The following is a 16,907-nucleotide window of genomic DNA, read 5'->3' as shown; positions in this document are numbered from 1 at the left end:
GCTATCATGTGTGAATGAACTCACCTGACCAGCTGCCGCCGGCACCGACCCTGCCCGTCATTCGCCTGAAATCCGATCGCAACCCCGGCCATCCGTGGGTATGGTCGGCGCAGATCTACAAGCCGGAATCGAAGCTGCCGCCGGGCAGCGTGGTCGAGGTGCAGGACATGAAAGGCCGCTTCGTCGGCCGCGCGTTCTGGAATGGCCATGCGCGGATTGCCTTGCGCCTGCTCGACAGCCATCCGGATCAGGCGATCGACGCGGGCTGGATTGCCGCACGCATCGCCCGCGCAGTGCAGTTGCGTCGCGAGTGGCTGCAGCTCGACCAGGTCAGCGACGCCTGGCGCGTGGTGCACAGCGAAGGCGATGACCTGTCCGGCCTGATCGTCGACCGCTACGCCGACATCCTGGTGATCGAATACTTCGCCGCCGGCATGTGGCGTTTCCGCGAGGCGATCCACGCCGCGTTGCTCACGCATTTTCCGGGTGCACGCCTGTACTGGTTCGCCGAATCGCACGTGCAGAAGCAGGAGTCGTTCGACTGCCGCAGCGGCGACGTGCCTACGGCGGTGGAGGTGCACGAGCACGGACTGCGCTTCCACGCCGCGCCAGGCTCCGGCCACAAGACCGGCTTCTTCGCCGACCAGCGCGACAACCGCAAACGCTTCGCCGAACTGGCCAAGGGCCGCCGCGTGCTCGACCTGTGCTGCAACGCCGGCGGCTTCGCGGTGCATGCGATGGCGGCCGGTGCGCGCGAGGCGGTCGGCGTGGACCTGGATGCGGGCATCCTGGAGATCGCCCGCGCCAACGCCGCGGCGAACAATGTTGCAGTGACGTTCGAACAGTCCGACATCTTCGACTGGGTGCGTGCCGCCGTGGCGCGTGGCGAGCAATACGACGCGGTAATCCTCGATCCGGCCAAGCTCACCCGCGACCGCAGCAAGGTGATGGACGCGCTGAAGAAATACTTCGCGATGAACCGCATGGCGCTCGACATCATCCCGCCCGGCGGCCTGCTGCTGACCTGCTCGTGCACTGGCCTGGTCGGTGAAAGCGAATTCCTGGAAATGCTGCGCCGGGTCGCGCTCAACGCCGGCCGCGAGATCCAGGTGCTGGAAGTACGCGGGGCCGGCGCCGACCATCCGTTCCGCACCGATGTCCCCGAGGGGCGTTACCTCAAGGCCATGTACTGCCGCGTGGATTGATCGGCCTGATCGCAGCGGGCGAGACGGCGTTGCGTAAACTCGCCATCTGCATCACTGGATTCCCTTATGCCTGCTACTGAAATGCTGTTGATCGTCCTGGTTGTCGCCGTGCTGGTGATCATCGTGCTGCAGGTGATAAGCCTGTTGCGCGCACGCGGTGATACCGGCATCACGACCCGACTGGATGCACTGAAGGACGACGGCGAGCGCCTGCAACGCGGCCTGCGCGACGAACAGCGCAGCGGCCGTGAGGAGCTGCAGCAGGGTTTCGATCGTTTCCGCGGTCATGTCGTCGAACAACTCGGCGGCATGTCGCAACAGCAGATCGAGCGCATCGACGGTTTCGGCCAGCGCCTGAACCTGCTCACCGAGCGCACCGACAACGGCCTGCAGGCGCTGGCGCAGCGACTGGCTGATGACGCGCGCAGGAGCCGCGAGGAAACCACGCTGGCCCTCAATCATTTCGGCGAACAGCAGCAGCAACGCCTCGCCGCGCTCGGTGCCGACCACGAGAAGCGCATGGGTGAAGTGCGCGCCACACTGGAAGCCAAGCTCGGAGCGATCCAGCAGGACAACGCGGCCAAGCTCGAACAGATGCGCGCCACCGTCGATGAGAAGTTGCAGAGCACGCTGGAGACGCGGCTGGGCCAGTCGTTCCAGCTGGTCTCCGAGCGACTGGAAGCGGTGCAGCGCGGACTGGGCGAGATGCAGAACCTCGCGGTCGGCGTGGGCGACCTCAAACGCGTGCTCAACAATGTGAAGCAGCGCGGCATTTTCGGCGAGGCGCAACTTGGTGCCTTGCTGGAAGACCTGCTGACCGCCGAGCAATACGCCTCCAACGTCATCACCGTGCCCGGCAGCAATGAACGAGTCGAGTACGCGATACGCATGCCCGGCCAGAATGAAGGTGAAAGCGTTTATCTGCCGATCGACTCGAAGTTCCCGGTCGAGGACTACCAACGTCTGCTGGACGCCCAGGATGCGGCCGACGCGGACGCGGCGGCGGCGGCGGGTCGCGCGCTGGAAGTCCGTATCCGCGAAGAAGCCAAACGCATCAAGTCCAAATACGTGGCGCCGCCGCACACCACGGATTTCGCCGTGTTGTTCCTGCCTACCGAAGGACTGTATGCCGAGGTATTGCGCCGCCCCGGCCTGTTCGAGGCTCTGCAGCGCGACCATCGCGTCACCGTGGCCGGCCCGACCACGCTCAGTGCCCTGCTCAACAGCTTGCAGATGGGTTTCCGCACACTGGCGATTGCCAAACGCAGCAGCGAAGTATGGAAGTTGCTGGGCGCCGTGAAGAACGAATTCGGGAAATTCGGTCTTGTGCTGGAAAAGGCCGAACGCCAGCTCAATACCGTGAGCAAGAGCATCAGCGAGGCGGGCAAGAAGACCCGTACGATCGAGAAGAAGCTTCGTGGCGTGGAGTCCCTGTCCGGCGAAGACACCACCCTGTTGCTCGGGAATGCGTTGAGCGACGACGAAGCCGGCGATACGGCTGGCGACATCGAAGCTGACGAGGAAGCATGAGCGAACCGCGCCGACCGTTGACCGAGCACCGTCACCGGCTCGATCTACTGGCCGGCGACCTGTTGCGCCTGCGGCAGGCATTGCCACCACGCGAGCGCTTGATCGTCGGCCTGATTCACGCACTGCGCGCCGTACTGGCCGCGAGCCTGGGTTACTTCGCCGCCAGCTTGCTGGGCCTGGAACAAGGCTTCTGGGCCGCGATCACCGCGATCTCGGTAAGTCAGAGCAGTTATGCCGAGGTGCGCAGTTCCTCACGCGACCAGTTCATCGGCGCGCTGCTCGGCGGCCTGATCGGCATGGGTGCCGCGATGCTTTGGCAGGATCACTATCCAGCCTATGTGCTGGCGGTGATCGTCGGCATGCTGCTGTGCTCGGTGTTCAACCTGGGCGCGGCCGGACGCATCAGCGGCATCACCACCACGATCATCATGCTGGTGCCGCACAGCGGCGCGTTCTGGCAATTCGCCCTGTTCCGGTTGGGTGAAGTCACCCTGGGCGCCGCTGCGGCCCTGCTGGTGACGCTTGCGTTCGACAAGCTGGAACGACGCTTGTTCGCCGCCCGCTCGTCATCCTGAAGACGCCGGCATTGCCTCTGCGCGTGCCGCGATATCCGAGTCTGCATTAACCCCATCGGCAGCGACGCGACGTTACATCCCATGCATCGATCCGCGGTGCATGCCGGAGTCGCCTCATGAAAACCCTGTTGCTTGCACTCGCCTTCGCGGCGGGCATGGCCCATGCCGCCTCCGCCGCCGCGGTGGGCCGCCTAGTCGATCTGAACGTGTACGACCGCACCAGCCAGCGCACCTTGCCGGTCTACCGGCACGACGGCCGCTACTACATCGCCGGCGAGCCGGGACACCTCTACCAGATCAGCCTGCGCAACCGTGCCGGTACCGACGAGATGGCAGTCCTCTCGGTCGATGCGGTAAATGCGATCTCCGGCGACACCGCGGACTGGTCGCAGACCGGCTATGTGCTGGATCCGTACGCCAGCACCGACGTGCTCGGCTGGCGCAAGAGCATGTCGCAGGTCGCCGACTTCGTCTTCGCGGATTTTGCGCAGAGTTACGCCGTGCGCACCGGACGTCCCGACAATGTGGGCGTCATCGGCGTAGCGGTGTTCCGCCGCCAGCGCGTCTACACGCAGCCCGTGATGCCGGCACCCGTGGCTGACGCAGCATCCCGGGAAACCTACACCCCCAGACCCGCGCCAGCAGCACCGGTCGAGGAATCCATGGGCCGCCCTACCGCGAGCTCCATGGCTGCACCGCAGGCTCAGGCATCCATGAACGAGGCGTCGATGGCCAAAGCCCGGACTGACGGCCCGCTGGGTACCGGCCACGGCCAGCGCGAGGATTCCGCGATCACCTATGTCGATTTCGAACGCGCCTCCAGCACACCTGACGAAGTGATCACGCTGTACTACGACACCTGGGAACACCTGCTCGCCCGTGGCGTGGTGCCGCCGCGGCGCCCGGCTGCGCCGCAGCCGTTCCCCGACCATTTCGTGCCCGATCCTTGAGCGCCGGCGCACGGTCGCTTGACGCATTCGTTAAACTGGAGGGAATCCGCAGAACCGAAGGAATCTCCATGAGCGACCAGCGCGACGTCACCCGGGAACAGGCCGAAGAGGCCGTGCGCATCCTGCTGCGCTGGGCCGGCGAGGACCCGACGCGCGAAGGCCTGCTCGACACGCCCAAGCGGGTGGTCAAGGCGTATCGCGACTGGTTTTCCGGCTACGAGTCCGATCCTGGTGACTACCTGCGCCGAACCTTCAAGGAAGTGGCCGGCTACGACGAGATGGTGGTGCTGCGCGACATCGAATTCGAGAGCCATTGCGAACACCACATGGCGCCGATCATCGGCCGCGCGCACGTCGGCTACATGCCGACCAACCGGGTCGTCGGCATCAGCAAGCTGGCCCGCGTGGTGGAGGGCTACGCGCGGCGCTTCCAGGTGCAGGAAAAACTCACCGCGCAGATCGCGCAGTGCATCCAGGAAACCCTGCATCCGGCCGGCGTGGCGGTGGTGATCGACGCCAGCCACGAATGCATGACAACCCGCGGCGTGCACAAGCGCGGTGTGTCGATGGTGACCAGCCAGATGCTCGGCAGCTTCCGCGACGACGCGCGCACCCGTGCGGAGTTCCTGCAGTTCATCGGCATCCACGGCGGCAGCCGCTGATGCGTCGACTGGTCATCGCCGTGGCACTACTCATGCCGCTGACCGCATTCGCACAGGACTCGCGTGCGGACTACCTCAAGCAGTTCGACACCAACGGCGACGGCAAGGTGAGCGAGGCCGAATACGTGGCCTACATGAGCCGAGGCTTCCAGAGCATGGACAGCAATGGCGACGGCATCCTCGAGACCAGCGAGCTACCCGGCGGCCACGGCAAGCCGATCACCTTGAAGGAATACCAAGACAACCTGCGCCACCAATTCCACAAGCTCGACCACCATCACCACGGCTATCTCAACGCGCAGGAACTGACCGCACCGCCGCAGGGCTGAAGTTCCCGATGCGCTCCCTCCCCTACTCTTGCAAGGGAGGGCTGGGAAGGGGTGCTCTTGATCTTGAAAACAGCCTCAGGCCGAAATCGCCAACCGCTCCGAGCGGTACAGCTGGATCGTCACCAGCACCGCGACCAGCGCCGCTGCCAGACTGCCAGTGAGGCACAGGCCGATCTGCTCGGCGGTGACGCCGTCACCGCGCAGCAACTGCATGATGCCGAGGTTCTGGCCCAGCAGCGGTATCGCGTACATCCACGCCTGCGCCTTGATCGGCATGACCACCAGCAAAAGGCTGGGGATGATCGGCACCAGCATGAGCAGCGAGAGATAGGTCTGCGCCTCGCGATAGCTTTTGGCGAACGCCGCCACCATCGATTGCAGCGCGGCAAACAGCAGCACCAGCGGCAGCATCAGCAGCAATGCGCTGCCGCCGAAGTGCAGGCCAAGATCGAGTTCCATGCCGAGCTTCTCGGCGGGAATGAAGCGGCCTACTACTGCAAACCCCACCACCGTGATCAACAGGCTGGTAGTGGAAAATGCGCAGATCGCCGCCAGCTTGCCGCAAAGGATCTTCCAACGTGCCACCGGGTTGGCAAACAGCGGCTCCAGCGATTGCCGCTCGCGTTCGCCGGCGGTGAGGTCGATCGCCAGATACATGCCACCCGTCAGGATGGTGATTACGAAGAAGTACGGCAGCATCGCGAACATCAGTACCGCGCGCGATTGCGGCGTGGCCTGATCGCGCTTGGCCACCTGCAACGGCCATGCGGTGCTGGGTGACAAGCCGCGCGCCACCAGCCTCATCGCACCTTGCTGGCGCGCGTAGCCTTCGACCAGATGGGTCACCCGTTCCACCGGTGTGTTGGCATCGCTCTGCGAGGAGTCGTAGATCAGCTCTACCTGCACCGGTTCGCCCTTGCGCCACGCCGCACCGTAATCGGACGCAATGCGCAGCACCACGTCGGCATCCCGCTTGCGCACCGCCTTTTCCGGATCGGCCACCGGCGCACCCGGCACCACGCCGCCGGCTTTCAGCGCGTCGATCAGATTCGGCGCGTACTCGGCACCGATCACCGGTACCGGCAATGGCTTCTCGGCCTTGTCCAGTTCCCGATTGAGTGTGACGTTGATCACCATCGCGAAGACGACCGGCCCCAGCAGCGGACCGGTGAGGAAGGCGCTGATCAGCGTGCGGCGGTCGCGCAGGTTCTCCTTCACCTCCTTCAGGAACACGGTGAGGAAGGCGCGGCTGCGCTGCAGTTTCGTGGGAACGGTGTTCATGCGGCCAGGCCCTCGTCGCTACCGATGATCTTCACGAATGCATCCTCCAGATTGCTCTCGCCGGTCTGCGCACGCAGCGCGTCCGGCGATTCGTCGGCCACCACGCGGCCGTGCGCGATCACCACGATGCGGTCACACAACGCGGCGACCTCCTGCATGATGTGACTGGAAAACAGTACACACCGGCCTTCGCCTTTCAGCCGCGCCATGAACTGGCGCAGCGCGCGCGTAGCCATCACGTCGAGGCCGTTGGTCGGTTCGTCGAGGATCACGTTGCGCGGGTCGTGTACCAGTGCGCGGGCGATCGCAGTCTTCACCCGCTGGCCTTGCGAGAAACCTTCGGTGCGGCGATCGGCGATGTCGCCCATTTCCAGCGCCTCGATCAGCGCATCGCGGCGACTCTTCAACAGGTCCTCCGGCAGGCCATGCAGCCGCGCGAAATAGTCGATGTTCTCCCGCGCAGTGAGCCGCTTGTACAGGCCGCGCGCATCCGGCAACACGCCGAGCTGGCGGCGCACGCCGAGCGGATCGACTGCCGCGTCGATGCCGTCCACCAGCACCTGGCCGCGGTCGGGCGTCATCAGCGTGTACAGCATGCGCAGCGTGGTGGTCTTGCCCGCGCCGTTGGGGCCGAGCAGGCCGGTGATCTCGCCGTCGCGGGCGGTGAAGCTGACGCCGTCGACGGCTTTCACCGCGCCGAATGCTTTATGCAGGTTTCTGACTTCAATCACGACGAGTCACTCCGTTTGAAGCAGCGCGCGAGCCAAAGGTCACCACGGACAGCGTGGCCAGCAGCGGAAGCAGCACCAGGAAAAGGAACACGGGCGCACCGAGGATCGCGGCGGCAATGATGGCTGCAGCCCACAGCATGGCGTTGGCCAGAACGTGCGGATTTTTCGTGAAGTGATATTTCATGGCGTGGCCCCGTTGAAATCGATGAAGATCGGCGTGGGCTGCAGGCGATCCAGGCAGCTCGCGTCCAGCGTCTTCGGGTCGAGTTTTTCGATGAAGTGCTGCACCAGCTGCGGCGCGCAACCGACCGCCATCACGCTGTGTGCCTGTCCCTTGAAGAGCAGCACGCGCGCATTCGGCAGACCCTTGGCCACCTCGTCGGCGTAGCGCGGCGGCGTCACCGGATCGTACTGACCGGCCAGCAGCAGCACCGGCTTGTCGGTCTTCAGCGGCTGATGGAAATCGGCCGGGCGCGTACCTTTCGGCCACACCGAGCAGACCGCACCGAATGCGTCGATCATGTGCGTGCCCAGGATGGTGTCGGCATCCTGCGGGCGCGGCGTGAGCAGGTCGGCATCCTCGCTGCAGATCACCGAGTACTGCATGCCGCTGCCCATCAGCTCGGACAGGTCGCCGGACAGGATCTTCGCCTGACCCAGCAGCGGACCGACGTCGCCGTGCGCAGCGGCATCGATCGACAACGGCAACAGCGCAGCGGTAGCCGGCGTATACGCAAACATCCGCACCACACTGGCCAGCGAGTTCTCGTTCAACACTCGCTTGACCGTGCGGTAGCTCTGCGGATCGCGGAAGCTGACCTCATGCGGGTTCGCCCGCAGCGCGTCGCGCAGCTGATACAGCGTCTGGTCCGGATCGCCAAACTGCTTCTTGCATGCCGGCTCCGCCGTGCAGCGCGCGAACTGCGCCTTCAGCGCGTCGTCGAGGTTGCGCGCGAAATCCTCGCCCAGTGCCAGCGAATTCGGCACGGTGCTGTCCAGCACCATGCTGCGCACCGCATCCGGATAGCGCATCAGATACTGCTGCGCCATCCGCGTGCCGTACGACACACCGATCAGATCGAACTGCGGCGAGCCGATCGCCTTGCGCACGTCCTCCAGATCCTGCGCCGCGATCGTGGTGGTGTAGTAGCGCGGGTCGGCGCGGCCGCTCAATTGTTTGAGGCAATCGGCAGCGGAGGCACGCATTCTGGCCGCATCGAACGTGCTGTCGTCGTCGGACTTGGTCGCATCGCCTGAATCCTTGCAGGTCAGCGCGTTCGAGCCGCCGGTACCTCGCTGGTCCAGCAGCAGCACGTCGCGATGCGCCATCAAGGGCTGCAGCATCGCTGCTATCTGGCTGGCCGAATCGGTGGCCGCCTGACCCGGACCACCGACCAGAAACGCCAGCATGTCCTTGCTCGCGACCTGCGCGCTGGAGCGCAACACCGCCAACTTCAACTTGATCGTGCGGCTGTGCGGATCCGCGCGATTCTCCGGCACCGGAAAATCCGCGCACCAGGCTGCCGTGCTGAGTCCGCTGTTCGGCTGGGCCAGGTTGCACGCGGTCAGTGTGAGCGCACCGAGTTTCCACGTGGCCGGTTTGGCCGGCGTCACCTTCGTGGCAACCGCCGGTGAAGCCGCCGTCGCACTTGCTACGGGCGCCTGATCTTTTTCCTGCCCGCGATGATGGGCGTGCTGGTTGGCCACGAAGATCGCCACCGCGATGGCGACCACCACGCCCATGCGTGTTCTGGGTTTCATGCTCACGTACTGCTCCCCGGGTCAAAAATCGATTCAATTGGACGGCCAAACAACTGCGCAATCTTGAATGCGAGCGGCAGGCTGGGATCGTACTTGCCGGTCTCGATCGCGTTGATGGTCTGCCGCGAAACATCCAGCCGCTCGGCCAGATCCGCCTGCGACCAGCTCTGTTCGCCGCGCAGTTCGCGTACGTGGTTATTCATGGCTGCGGTAGCGCCTCGCGACAAGCAGCTTGGCCAGACCGAATGTCCCGAACAGACACGGCATCACCCAGATCGCGACGTCAGCCGGCGTGACCTTCTGGCCGATACCCGCATTCAACAGAAAACCAAAGCTGAAATAGCCAAACCCGGTCGACATCGCGGCGATCGCGATCGCCTCCAGATCGATGCGGCGCTCCAGCTCGTCCTGGTCGCGAATGACACGCACGATGGCGCGGATCACCAGCACGATCGGCAGCAACGGCAGCAACGCCAGTACTATCCGCCACAGCATGCCTTCCGTCCGCGGCATCAATACGCCGTAAAGCAGGACCAGCAGCACGTAGGCGGACATCGCCGGAATGAATTCCCGCAGATAGCGTTTATGGACGGCGCGCATGGCGGCTTCCTTTTGATGCGGTGACAAAGGGTTCATGCGACATCACAGCGTTTCGTGCCGGCCATGCCGTCTGCGCCAGCGCAGCACCGCCAGCACCAGCGCCCACCCCGCCAGTGCCGCGCTCATGCCACACAGCATGCCGAGCTGATAGTCGAGCAGTTGATGGCGTCCCAGCCCAGCGATCCCGGCAAACCCCAACGCCGCGAACAACAGCCGCCAATGCCAGGCAATCCCGTTGTTGCACATCACGTCGCTGCCACCGTAACGACGGCTGGCCCAGCTGCGCCCGGCGGCATACACCACCACCAGGGTCGGCCACACCCAGATCAGGATCGCGCCATCCAGCTTGAGGACACCGGCAGCAGCGAGAAAACCGCCAGCCAGGCTGAGCGTGCTCACCACCGTGGCCGCTATCGCCAGACCGATCAGGTGGATGCGCTGCTCCAGCTCGTCGCTGCCCAGCACCAGTCGCACCATCGCGCGCACCACGAACAGCACCGGCACCACCGGCAGCACAGCGAGCGCAATCTTCAACAGCTCGCTGTGCACCTGTGGCAGCAGCGGCCAGAGCAGAAACATGATTGCCATGTAGGCCACCATCGCCGGCCAGAATTCGCGCTGGTAGCGCTGGTGAATCGAACGACTCAAGGCTGCGCACTCCGCTCAGTGGTTTTCAGAAAATCGTCCAGCACCTGCTGGAATTTCGCCGGTTGATCGAGCATCACGAAGTGCCGCGACGGCGAGATCGACACCACCTTGGCATTCGGCGCGTTGGCCAGCAGGCTCTGGTAATACGCCGTCTTCTGCGCTTCGCTCATGATCATCGGCGGATGGCTGAAGTCCGGTGCGTTGTATGGCGAGATTTCCAGGATCGGCACGTTCGCGCTCTTCAGACCGGGGCGTCCATCGGCGGCCAGATCCTCCGCCATGTATTCAGCGGTGGCCTTTATGTCGCTGCGTGCGTTAAACGGTGCGTAGCGCGCAGCTAGGGCGGGATCTATCACGCCGATCTTCTGCATGTAGTCCAGTTGCTGTGCCTTGAACTGCTCAGGTGTGGCTGACTCCATTTGTTTGCGCATGCCGGCAGCCATGGCGATGCGCTGCTCGGCGCTGACCCGATCCATGCCGGGAAACAACGGCAGGCCGTCCACCGCGACCACTCCCGAAATCAGCTCGGGATGCTCGCCGGCGATACGCAGCGCCAAGGTACCGCCGAGACTGTGGCCTACCAGCACCGGCCGGTCGATCTTCTGCTGTCGGATCAGCTGCAGCAGGGAGGAGTCGGCGCGATCGAACAGGTTGCCGCCATCGGTCGGCACCGGCGTGCCATCGAAACCAGCCAGGGTGACGGCATACACCACATGATCCTTTTCCAGTGACGCGATCGCCTGTTGCCATACCCACGGCCCCCCGGCGAGACCAGGGATCAGGATCACCGGCCGCCCGTGATCGCCATGACGCTCCACCTTCAGGCCATCGACGCTGCTGCTTGCCGATGCTTCGTCCGCCCACAGCACTTGGCCGCCAGCCAACGCCAGCGCAAGGACCAGCAACGGAAGAATGACTCGACGGAATTTAGGGGTTTTACGCATCGCGTCTCTCCTGCTCGAATATGTCAAGGAAGCTTGACAATTGCAGAGTAGGAGCTTTGCTTGACTGATGTCAAGTCAGCTTTACATGTTGAGCTGCTTATGTGGTTTGCGTCACAACCTGACACCTCTAAACGTAAACAAATTGTTAAACAAAGTGACGTGGTTCGCACTTTTCGATGCCATAATTTGTCAGGGAAGGACCACAAAGCGTGCGTCCACAGGGGTTTCCATGCCACCACCATCGCTACGCGACGGGTCTGGCAGTTGAGTAACCGTTTTCAAGCACGCGTTGGCACGCCCCTTGCTGATTCCTCGTCGACCAGCCACGCGCAGGGCTGCAGTCGGGGTGGTGCAGTAGTGCGACCACATAGTTGTCCACAGCGCGTTAAACCAGTTAACAAACCAACATCCTGAAAGGAAATACGCATGAACAAGACTCTTCTCTCCGCTGCGCTGATCGCCGGCTTCGGTATCGCAGCATTCGCTCCGCAGGCTGCCAATGCAGCTACCGGCACCATTACCTTCACTGGCAAGGTCTTGTCGTCGACCTGCTCCGTAGCCACCGTAACTGGCGGAACCGTGTCCGCCGGCAATGTGGCGGTCACGTTGCCCGATGTGCAGGCCTCGGCCTTCACCGGGATAGGCAATGCCCAAGGCTTGACACCATTTTCGCTGAACCTGACCGGCTGCCCGGTGACGCCCGCGGGCGTCCAGGTAGGCGCAACGTTCTCCACTAACATCGACGCGTCAACCGGTGCCATCACGAACTCGGGCGGCACTTCCAACGTGGAAGTCCAGTTGGCCACACCGGCGGGCGCTGGCTTCAACCTGAATGCCCAACCTGCCTTCGGTCCGGTCACCGCAACCATCTCCGGTGGCACGGCAACGCTGGCCTACGGCGCTCAGTATTACCAGCCGACGGCCACGGCCGTCACCGCTGGCACGGTGAGCGCGGTGGTGAGCTATACGCTGACCTACAACTAAGCAAACGCTCTGCGGCTGCCGCATTCCTGCGAATGCGGCAGCTTGCTGCTGCAACCCGACTTCAGCGTAAGAGGTGCCCATGAACATCCTGATCCGCGCACTTGGCGCGGCGGTGCTCGCTTTGTGTCTGGCGATACCACCAGCCTATGCCAGCGTCGTCATCGGCGGCACGCGTGTCGTGTTTCCCGCCCAGCAGGGCGAGATCACCGTGCGCCTGTCCAACGAGAGCGATCATCCTGCACTGGTCGAGGCGTGGATCGACACCGGCAACCCCGACTCGACGCCGGACAGCGTCAGCACGCCCTTTCTGATCACACCGCCGCTGTTCCGCATGGATCCGCACAAGGACCAGAGCCTGCGGATTCTCTTTACGCAGGGTTCCCAGCCACTGCCGACCGACCGCGAGTCGCTGTTCTGGCTGAACGTGCTGGAAATTCCACCCAAGCCCAGTGGCCCTCAGTACGCTGGCCGCAACTATCTGCAGTTCGCGATACGCTCGCGGCTGAAACTGTTCTATCGCCCAGCCGACCTGCCGGACGATGCGCTGAAGGCACCCGACAAACTGACTTTCAAGGCTGCCGCCGGCCAAGGCGCGGCGTTGGAAGTACACAATCCCACGCCGTATTACGTCACGATCAGCAATCTGTCGCTCGGCGTCGACAGCAAACCGAGCCCTGAAACCAGCGGCATGGTCGCGCCCTTTGGCGACCTTCGCCTGTCCCTGAAAGGCGTCACGCAAGTGCCCTCCACTGGTACGCCGGTGGTCTTTGCCACCGTCAATGACTACGGCGCGACAGATATCCACAAAGGCATCGTGACACCGTAATGGAATCACGGCGCGCCCCTTCCAGCCACTCGCCGATGCGCCGCGCTGCGCTGGCGGTGGCCTGTGGCGTGGCGTTTGCCGTAGTCCTGGGCTGGCCTTACCCGACTTGGGCGGCAGCGGCAGCTGCCGCTGCCGCTGACGGTGCGGCCGCCGATGCCAGCGCCGGCGGTGGCTTCGCCAATTTCGACCGCAGTATGCTGCCTGGCGCCGGGCACGACACCGCCGATCTCTCACGCTTCGAACACGGCAACCCCGCGCTACCTGGCATCTACAATCTCGACGTCTATCTCAACAAGAACTGGGTGGGCCGCATGGACGTGCGTTTCGCCGCGCCGTCCAAGAACGCCAACGCCGTGCCTTGCGTCAGCACCGAATTGTTTGATCGCATGGGTCTAGTGCCCGCCAAGACCGATGCCGCGGCGGCGGCGGCGCAGCCCTCATCGTCCGACTGCGTGAGTCTGGGCGACCTGATCCCCGGCGCCACGCTGTCCTTTGATATGCCCTCCCTGCGCATGGACGCCAGCGTGCCGCAGGTCTACATGAACCAGCGGCCGCGCGGCTGGGTCAACCCGGCGTCGTGGGACGCAGGCATACCCGCGTTCCTGCTCAACTACAACTTCGACAGCTTCCGCACCACCAGCGGCGGACTAAGCCAGACCAGCACCTACCTGGGCCTTCGCGCCGGCTTCAACATCGGCCTCTGGCAGTTCCGGCAGGACAGCACCGGCACGCTGCAATCAGGCGCCAACCTACCGAGCCAGCGTCACTGGCACAACATCGATGCCTACGTGCAGCGCGCGCTGCCCAGTCTGGGCGCCGTGCTGAGTTTGGGCGACAGCTACACCGACGGCGCCGTGTTCGACAGCTACGGCTTGCGCGGCGCGCAACTGAGCACCGACGACCGCATGCTGCCGCAGTCGCTGCGCGGCTACGCGCCGGTAATACATGGCGTGGCCTACACCAATGCCAAGGTCACGGTGACCCAGAACGGCGTGCAGATCTACCAGACCACCGTCGCGCCCGGCCCTTTCGTGCTCGACGATCTCTATCCCACCGGCTACGGCGGCGATCTGGTCGCTAACATTACGGAGGCCGACGGTCGCCAACACAGTCTCACCGTGCCCTACGCCTCGGTGGCGCAACTGATGCGCCCCGGCGTTACCCGCTTCGACATCGCCGCCGGCCAACTGCGCAACACCAACCTGCAGAACCGGCCCGACGTGATCCAGGCCGCGGTGCAACACGGCTTCAGCAACCGACTCACCGGCTATGCCGGCGTGCAGGGCTCGGAAGGCTACGCCGCAGCGCTGATCGGCGGTGCGTTGAACACGCGCTTCGGCGCAGTGGCGCTGGATGTCACCCACGCCCACGCGAGTATTCCCGGCTACGGTACCTACGACGGCCAGAGCTTCCGCGTCAGCTACAGCAAGGTCATCCCGGAAACCAGCACTTCGCTGAGCGTGGCCGCCGATCGCTATTCCACCAGCGGCTTCCTGAGCCTGAGCGACGCCGAAGCCGCACGCGATTACGCCAGCCGCGGCATGAACGCGCTGCAGTACCAGCCGACCAATCAGCAGACGATCGACGGCCTGCCGGTGCAGAGTCAACTCACGCCAGCCCAACTCGCGGCGCTGAACGGCACCGTCTACAACAGCAGCAATATCTACACCGCGCATGGTCTGCTGCAACAGCGCAACCGCTTCACCCTGACACTCAACCAGCAGTTGGGAAGCAGCGGCAGTTCGCTATACGCCAACGCCTCGATCAACGACTACTGGAACCGCAACGGCAGCGACACGCAGTTTCAGGTGGGCTACAACAACCATTTCGGGCGTCTTGCTTACGGCGTCTCCGTGAGCCGCGGACGCACGGAACTGGGCGGCTACGACAACCGGGTTTACTTCAACGCCACCCTGCCGCTGGGCGACTCCCCACGTGCGCCCAGCATCTCGTTCAATCTCAACCACGACAGCAACAGCGGCTCGCAGGAACAGGCCACCGTCAACGGCACTCTGGGCCAGTGGAACCAGTTCAGCTACGGCGCCACCGCCTCGCACAGCAGCAACGATACCGGCAGCGCCTTCAGTGCAAACGCTGGCTACAACAGCCCCTATGCCACGCTCAACGCCAGCATCGGCAACGGCAGCGGCTACTCACAGGCATCCTTTAACGCCAGCGGCGCGGTGGTTGCGCACAAGGGCGGCATCACCTTCGGCCAGCCGATGGGCGATACCGTGGCCATCGTGCATGTACCGGGCGCATTCGGCGCGCACATTACCAATGCGCCGGGCCTGAGCGTGGACCGCTCCGGTTATGCGCTGGTGCCCTACCTCACTCCCTATCAGCTCGACACCATCCAGATCGACCCGAAGGGCCTGCCGCTGGGCGTACAACTGGATGCCACCAGCGCACAGGTGGCGCCCTATGCTGGCGCAGTAGTGATGGTGGACTTCAAGAGCACGACTGGCCGCGCGCTGATCGCACGCATCCGCATGTCCGATGGCAAACCGGCGCCGTTCGGTGCACAGGTGTTCGATGCCACGAACCAAACCTTGGGCGTGGTCGGACAGGCCGGCCTGACGCTGCTGCGTGGTGTCGGCCCGAGCGGCAGGCTCAACGTCCAGTGGAATGATGAGCAAGGTGCGGCGCATGCTTGCGCATTCCCATACACACTGCCCAAGCCCGGCAAGGTCACGACGGCGTATCAGCAGATCCAAGCCACGTGCGTCGCGGACAATACCGCAACACAGCCGCAGAAGGTGGGTGGAGCATGACCGACCGTGCAACCGTTAGTAGGCCGCCCCTGCAACGCGCATCCTGCCGTGCAATTGGACGACAAACGGCAACTGCTGCCGTCCAGACACATCCACGACATCGCGCCGGTCATGGGCGGTTGGCGGTACTTCTTCTGGCCATGGTTGCGCTGGCTCTGTCTGGGCGTGCCCACGCCAATTGCACCAACACCAACAGTCCCGGTACGGTGACGTTCGCACCGCCTGGCGGCCAAATTACCCTGTCAGCCACCGGCACTGCCATAGGCACCGTTGTGTGGACGTCGGCACAAGCCACTCCGGCAAGCTACCCGACCCTCGTCTGCACAGGCACCACCAACAATGGCATCGTCAGTAGCTACGGCGCGCCCGTGGGCAGCGACCAAACCCTCTTTCCAACCAATCTTTCGTGGCTGTCCTTCCGGATCCTGCATCCGGATACAACCTCTCCCTTGTCGTCCTATCCGAACAATGCATCCGTACCGGCCAATGCAGCAGGTACTGCCTTCAGCGTAGCTTCTGCCTTGCAGCTGGTTGTGACGGGCATCATCCCCCAAGGCCAGTTAGGCAGCACGCAGAACATGACCATCACAGCTGGACAGCTGCAGTGGAATGTCGACATGACGAGCGGCACCAATCCTGTTGAAATTTTCAAGATAACCAACATCAAGTTTGTCGTTCCCACCTGCGCGGCGGCTGTCGATCCCACCGTGGTGACGCTTCCTGCGGTAAGCGCCACGGCTTTTACCGGTAAAACCAGCACTGCCGGCCAACAACCGTTCCAAGTGCAATTGAACTGCATCTCCGGCGCCAATCTCAGTATCACCTTGAGCACAACCAATGCTTCCGGCGCCGCCGGCGTGATCAGCAACACCACCGGCACAGGCTACGCGACGCGCGTAGGCGTGCAGATCCTCAAACAGGACGGTATCACCCCTGTTACCTTCGACACGGCAATCTCCGAGGGCGCCACTCAGAACGGCACCATGAACCTGCCCTTTTTCGCGCAGTATTATCAGACCACCGCCGGCACCGTGGCAGTCGGTCAGGTCAGTGCCACAGCCACCTATACGCTGACGTACCCATAAATTATGGATCGTGACGGATTGA

Annotated in this window: 18 protein-coding genes; 10 read left to right on the top strand and 8 right to left on the bottom strand. The window is 63.8% G+C overall.

Features of this window, described 5'->3' with window-relative positions; genetic code table 11:
- Positions 1–14 precede the first annotated feature (14 nt).
- The 6 genes from IE071_RS15095 to IE071_RS15070 all read left to right on the top strand — a co-directional run bounded on the left by IE071_RS15095 (position 15) and on the right by IE071_RS15070 (position 5,251).
- Positions 15–1,205: a class I SAM-dependent rRNA methyltransferase gene (locus IE071_RS15095; RefSeq protein WP_189442426.1), complete on the top strand. Its 1,191-nt coding sequence runs from the start codon at positions 15–17 to the stop codon at positions 1,203–1,205.
- 66 nt (positions 1,206–1,271) lie between these two features.
- On the top strand, positions 1,272–2,735 hold the full coding sequence (locus IE071_RS15090) for a DNA recombination protein RmuC (RefSeq protein ID WP_189442425.1): 1,464 nt from the start codon (positions 1,272–1,274) through the stop codon (positions 2,733–2,735).
- Positions 2,732–3,310: an FUSC family protein gene (locus IE071_RS15085; protein WP_189442424.1), complete on the top strand. Its 579-nt coding sequence runs from the start codon at positions 2,732–2,734 to the stop codon at positions 3,308–3,310. The genes IE071_RS15090 and IE071_RS15085 overlap by 4 nt, the downstream gene beginning before the upstream one ends.
- A 116-nt stretch (positions 3,311–3,426) precedes the next feature.
- Positions 3,427–4,260, top strand: a complete 834-nt coding sequence (locus IE071_RS15080; RefSeq protein ID WP_189442423.1) for a hypothetical protein — start codon at positions 3,427–3,429, stop codon at positions 4,258–4,260.
- 68 nt (positions 4,261–4,328) lie between these two features.
- Positions 4,329–4,922 (top strand): GTP cyclohydrolase I FolE, encoded by a 594-nt coding sequence (folE, locus tag IE071_RS15075; RefSeq protein WP_189442421.1) that lies wholly within the window; start codon positions 4,329–4,331, stop codon positions 4,920–4,922.
- A complete protein-coding gene (locus IE071_RS15070) occupies positions 4,922–5,251 on the top strand; it encodes an EF-hand domain-containing protein (RefSeq protein WP_189442419.1) in 330 nt (109 codons plus the stop codon). Before folE ends, IE071_RS15070 begins: the two co-directional genes overlap by 1 nt.
- Before the next feature lie 75 nt (positions 5,252–5,326).
- On the opposite strand, the gene IE071_RS15065 is transcribed toward IE071_RS15070, so the two are convergent.
- The 8 genes from IE071_RS15065 to IE071_RS15030 are packed head-to-tail and all read right to left on the bottom strand — an operon-like array spanning position 5,327 to position 11,216.
- Positions 5,327–6,532 carry an ABC transporter permease gene (locus tag IE071_RS15065; RefSeq protein WP_189442397.1) on the bottom strand — a complete coding sequence of 402 codons (1,206 nt, stop codon included), beginning with the start codon at positions 6,530–6,532 and terminating at the stop codon, positions 5,327–5,329.
- Positions 6,529–7,263 carry an ABC transporter ATP-binding protein gene (locus IE071_RS15060; RefSeq protein ID WP_189442394.1) on the bottom strand — a complete coding sequence of 245 codons (735 nt, stop codon included), beginning with the start codon at positions 7,261–7,263 and terminating at the stop codon, positions 6,529–6,531. The genes IE071_RS15065 and IE071_RS15060 overlap by 4 nt, the downstream gene beginning before the upstream one ends.
- Positions 7,256–7,447 (bottom strand): hypothetical protein, encoded by a 192-nt coding sequence (locus IE071_RS15055; protein ID WP_189442393.1) that lies wholly within the window; start codon positions 7,445–7,447, stop codon positions 7,256–7,258. Before IE071_RS15055 ends, IE071_RS15060 begins: the two co-directional genes overlap by 8 nt.
- A complete protein-coding gene (locus IE071_RS15050; RefSeq protein ID WP_189442391.1) occupies positions 7,444–9,024 on the bottom strand; it encodes an alpha/beta hydrolase in 1,581 nt (526 codons plus the stop codon). Before IE071_RS15050 ends, IE071_RS15055 begins: the two co-directional genes overlap by 4 nt.
- Before the next feature lie 2 nt (positions 9,025–9,026).
- Positions 9,027–9,227, bottom strand: a complete 201-nt coding sequence (locus IE071_RS15045) for a helix-turn-helix transcriptional regulator (protein WP_189442389.1) — start codon at positions 9,225–9,227, stop codon at positions 9,027–9,029.
- Positions 9,220–9,624, bottom strand: coding sequence for a hypothetical protein (locus IE071_RS15040; protein WP_189442387.1), 405 nt, complete (start codon positions 9,622–9,624; stop codon positions 9,220–9,222). Before IE071_RS15040 ends, IE071_RS15045 begins: the two co-directional genes overlap by 8 nt.
- 42 nt (positions 9,625–9,666) lie before the next feature.
- A complete protein-coding gene (locus tag IE071_RS15035) occupies positions 9,667–10,272 on the bottom strand; it encodes a hypothetical protein (RefSeq protein WP_189442385.1) in 606 nt (201 codons plus the stop codon).
- Complete coding sequence (locus IE071_RS15030) at positions 10,269–11,216, bottom strand: alpha/beta fold hydrolase (protein WP_189442383.1); 948 nt, start codon at positions 11,214–11,216, stop codon at positions 10,269–10,271. The genes IE071_RS15035 and IE071_RS15030 overlap by 4 nt, the downstream gene beginning before the upstream one ends.
- 426 nt (positions 11,217–11,642) lie before the next feature.
- Here IE071_RS15030 and IE071_RS15025 point away from each other — a divergent pair, with 426 nt between their 5' ends.
- The 4 genes from IE071_RS15025 to IE071_RS15010 all read left to right on the top strand — a co-directional run bounded on the left by IE071_RS15025 (position 11,643) and on the right by IE071_RS15010 (position 16,885).
- The gene (locus IE071_RS15025) at positions 11,643–12,200 is read left to right on the top strand and encodes a fimbrial protein (RefSeq protein WP_189442381.1); all 558 of its coding nucleotides are present in this window, start codon (positions 11,643–11,645) and stop codon (positions 12,198–12,200) included.
- A gap of 79 nt (positions 12,201–12,279) precedes the next feature.
- Positions 12,280–13,026 (top strand): fimbrial biogenesis chaperone, encoded by a 747-nt coding sequence (locus IE071_RS15020; protein WP_189442380.1) that lies wholly within the window; start codon positions 12,280–12,282, stop codon positions 13,024–13,026.
- Positions 13,026–15,800, top strand: a complete 2,775-nt coding sequence (locus IE071_RS15015) for a fimbria/pilus outer membrane usher protein (protein WP_229792936.1) — start codon at positions 13,026–13,028, stop codon at positions 15,798–15,800. Before IE071_RS15020 ends, IE071_RS15015 begins: the two co-directional genes overlap by 1 nt.
- Positions 15,797–16,885 (top strand): fimbrial protein, encoded by a 1,089-nt coding sequence (locus IE071_RS15010; RefSeq protein ID WP_189442378.1) that lies wholly within the window; start codon positions 15,797–15,799, stop codon positions 16,883–16,885. Before IE071_RS15015 ends, IE071_RS15010 begins: the two co-directional genes overlap by 4 nt.
- The last annotated feature ends 22 nt before the right edge of the window (positions 16,886–16,907 follow it).

This window comes from Rhodanobacter panaciterrae, assembly GCF_014651895.1.
Taxonomy (GTDB): domain Bacteria; phylum Pseudomonadota; class Gammaproteobacteria; order Xanthomonadales; family Rhodanobacteraceae; genus Rhodanobacter; species Rhodanobacter panaciterrae.
This window is presented reverse-complemented; position numbering and strand designations above follow the sequence as displayed.

Bases quoted from the DNA above. Each gene is read 5' to 3' on its own strand.
- IE071_RS15020 (WP_189442380.1), top strand. From the start codon at position 12,280: ATGAACATCCTGATCCGCGCACTTGGCGCGGCGGTGCTCGCTTTGTGT.
- IE071_RS15010 (WP_189442378.1), top strand. From the start codon at position 15,797: ATGACCGACCGTGCAACCGTTAGTAGGCCGCCCCTGCAACGCGCATCC.
- IE071_RS15095 (WP_189442426.1), top strand. From the start codon at position 15: ATGAACTCACCTGACCAGCTGCCGCCGGCACCGACCCTGCCCGTCATT.
- IE071_RS15050 (WP_189442391.1), bottom strand. From the start codon at position 9,024: ATGAAACCCAGAACACGCATGGGCGTGGTGGTCGCCATCGCGGTGGCG.
- IE071_RS15080 (WP_189442423.1), top strand. From the start codon at position 3,427: ATGAAAACCCTGTTGCTTGCACTCGCCTTCGCGGCGGGCATGGCCCAT.
- folE (WP_189442421.1), top strand. From the start codon at position 4,329: ATGAGCGACCAGCGCGACGTCACCCGGGAACAGGCCGAAGAGGCCGTG.
- IE071_RS15045 (WP_189442389.1), bottom strand. From the start codon at position 9,227: ATGAATAACCACGTACGCGAACTGCGCGGCGAACAGAGCTGGTCGCAG.
- IE071_RS15085 (WP_189442424.1), top strand. From the start codon at position 2,732: ATGAGCGAACCGCGCCGACCGTTGACCGAGCACCGTCACCGGCTCGAT.
- IE071_RS15065 (WP_189442397.1), bottom strand. From the start codon at position 6,532: ATGAACACCGTTCCCACGAAACTGCAGCGCAGCCGCGCCTTCCTCACC.
- IE071_RS15040 (WP_189442387.1), bottom strand. From the start codon at position 9,624: ATGCGCGCCGTCCATAAACGCTATCTGCGGGAATTCATTCCGGCGATG.
- IE071_RS15070 (WP_189442419.1), top strand. From the start codon at position 4,922: ATGCGTCGACTGGTCATCGCCGTGGCACTACTCATGCCGCTGACCGCA.
- IE071_RS15055 (WP_189442393.1), bottom strand. From the start codon at position 7,447: ATGAAATATCACTTCACGAAAAATCCGCACGTTCTGGCCAACGCCATG.
- IE071_RS15090 (WP_189442425.1), top strand. From the start codon at position 1,272: ATGCCTGCTACTGAAATGCTGTTGATCGTCCTGGTTGTCGCCGTGCTG.
- IE071_RS15030 (WP_189442383.1), bottom strand. From the start codon at position 11,216: ATGCGTAAAACCCCTAAATTCCGTCGAGTCATTCTTCCGTTGCTGGTC.
- IE071_RS15015 (WP_229792936.1), top strand. From the start codon at position 13,026: ATGGAATCACGGCGCGCCCCTTCCAGCCACTCGCCGATGCGCCGCGCT.
- IE071_RS15025 (WP_189442381.1), top strand. From the start codon at position 11,643: ATGAACAAGACTCTTCTCTCCGCTGCGCTGATCGCCGGCTTCGGTATC.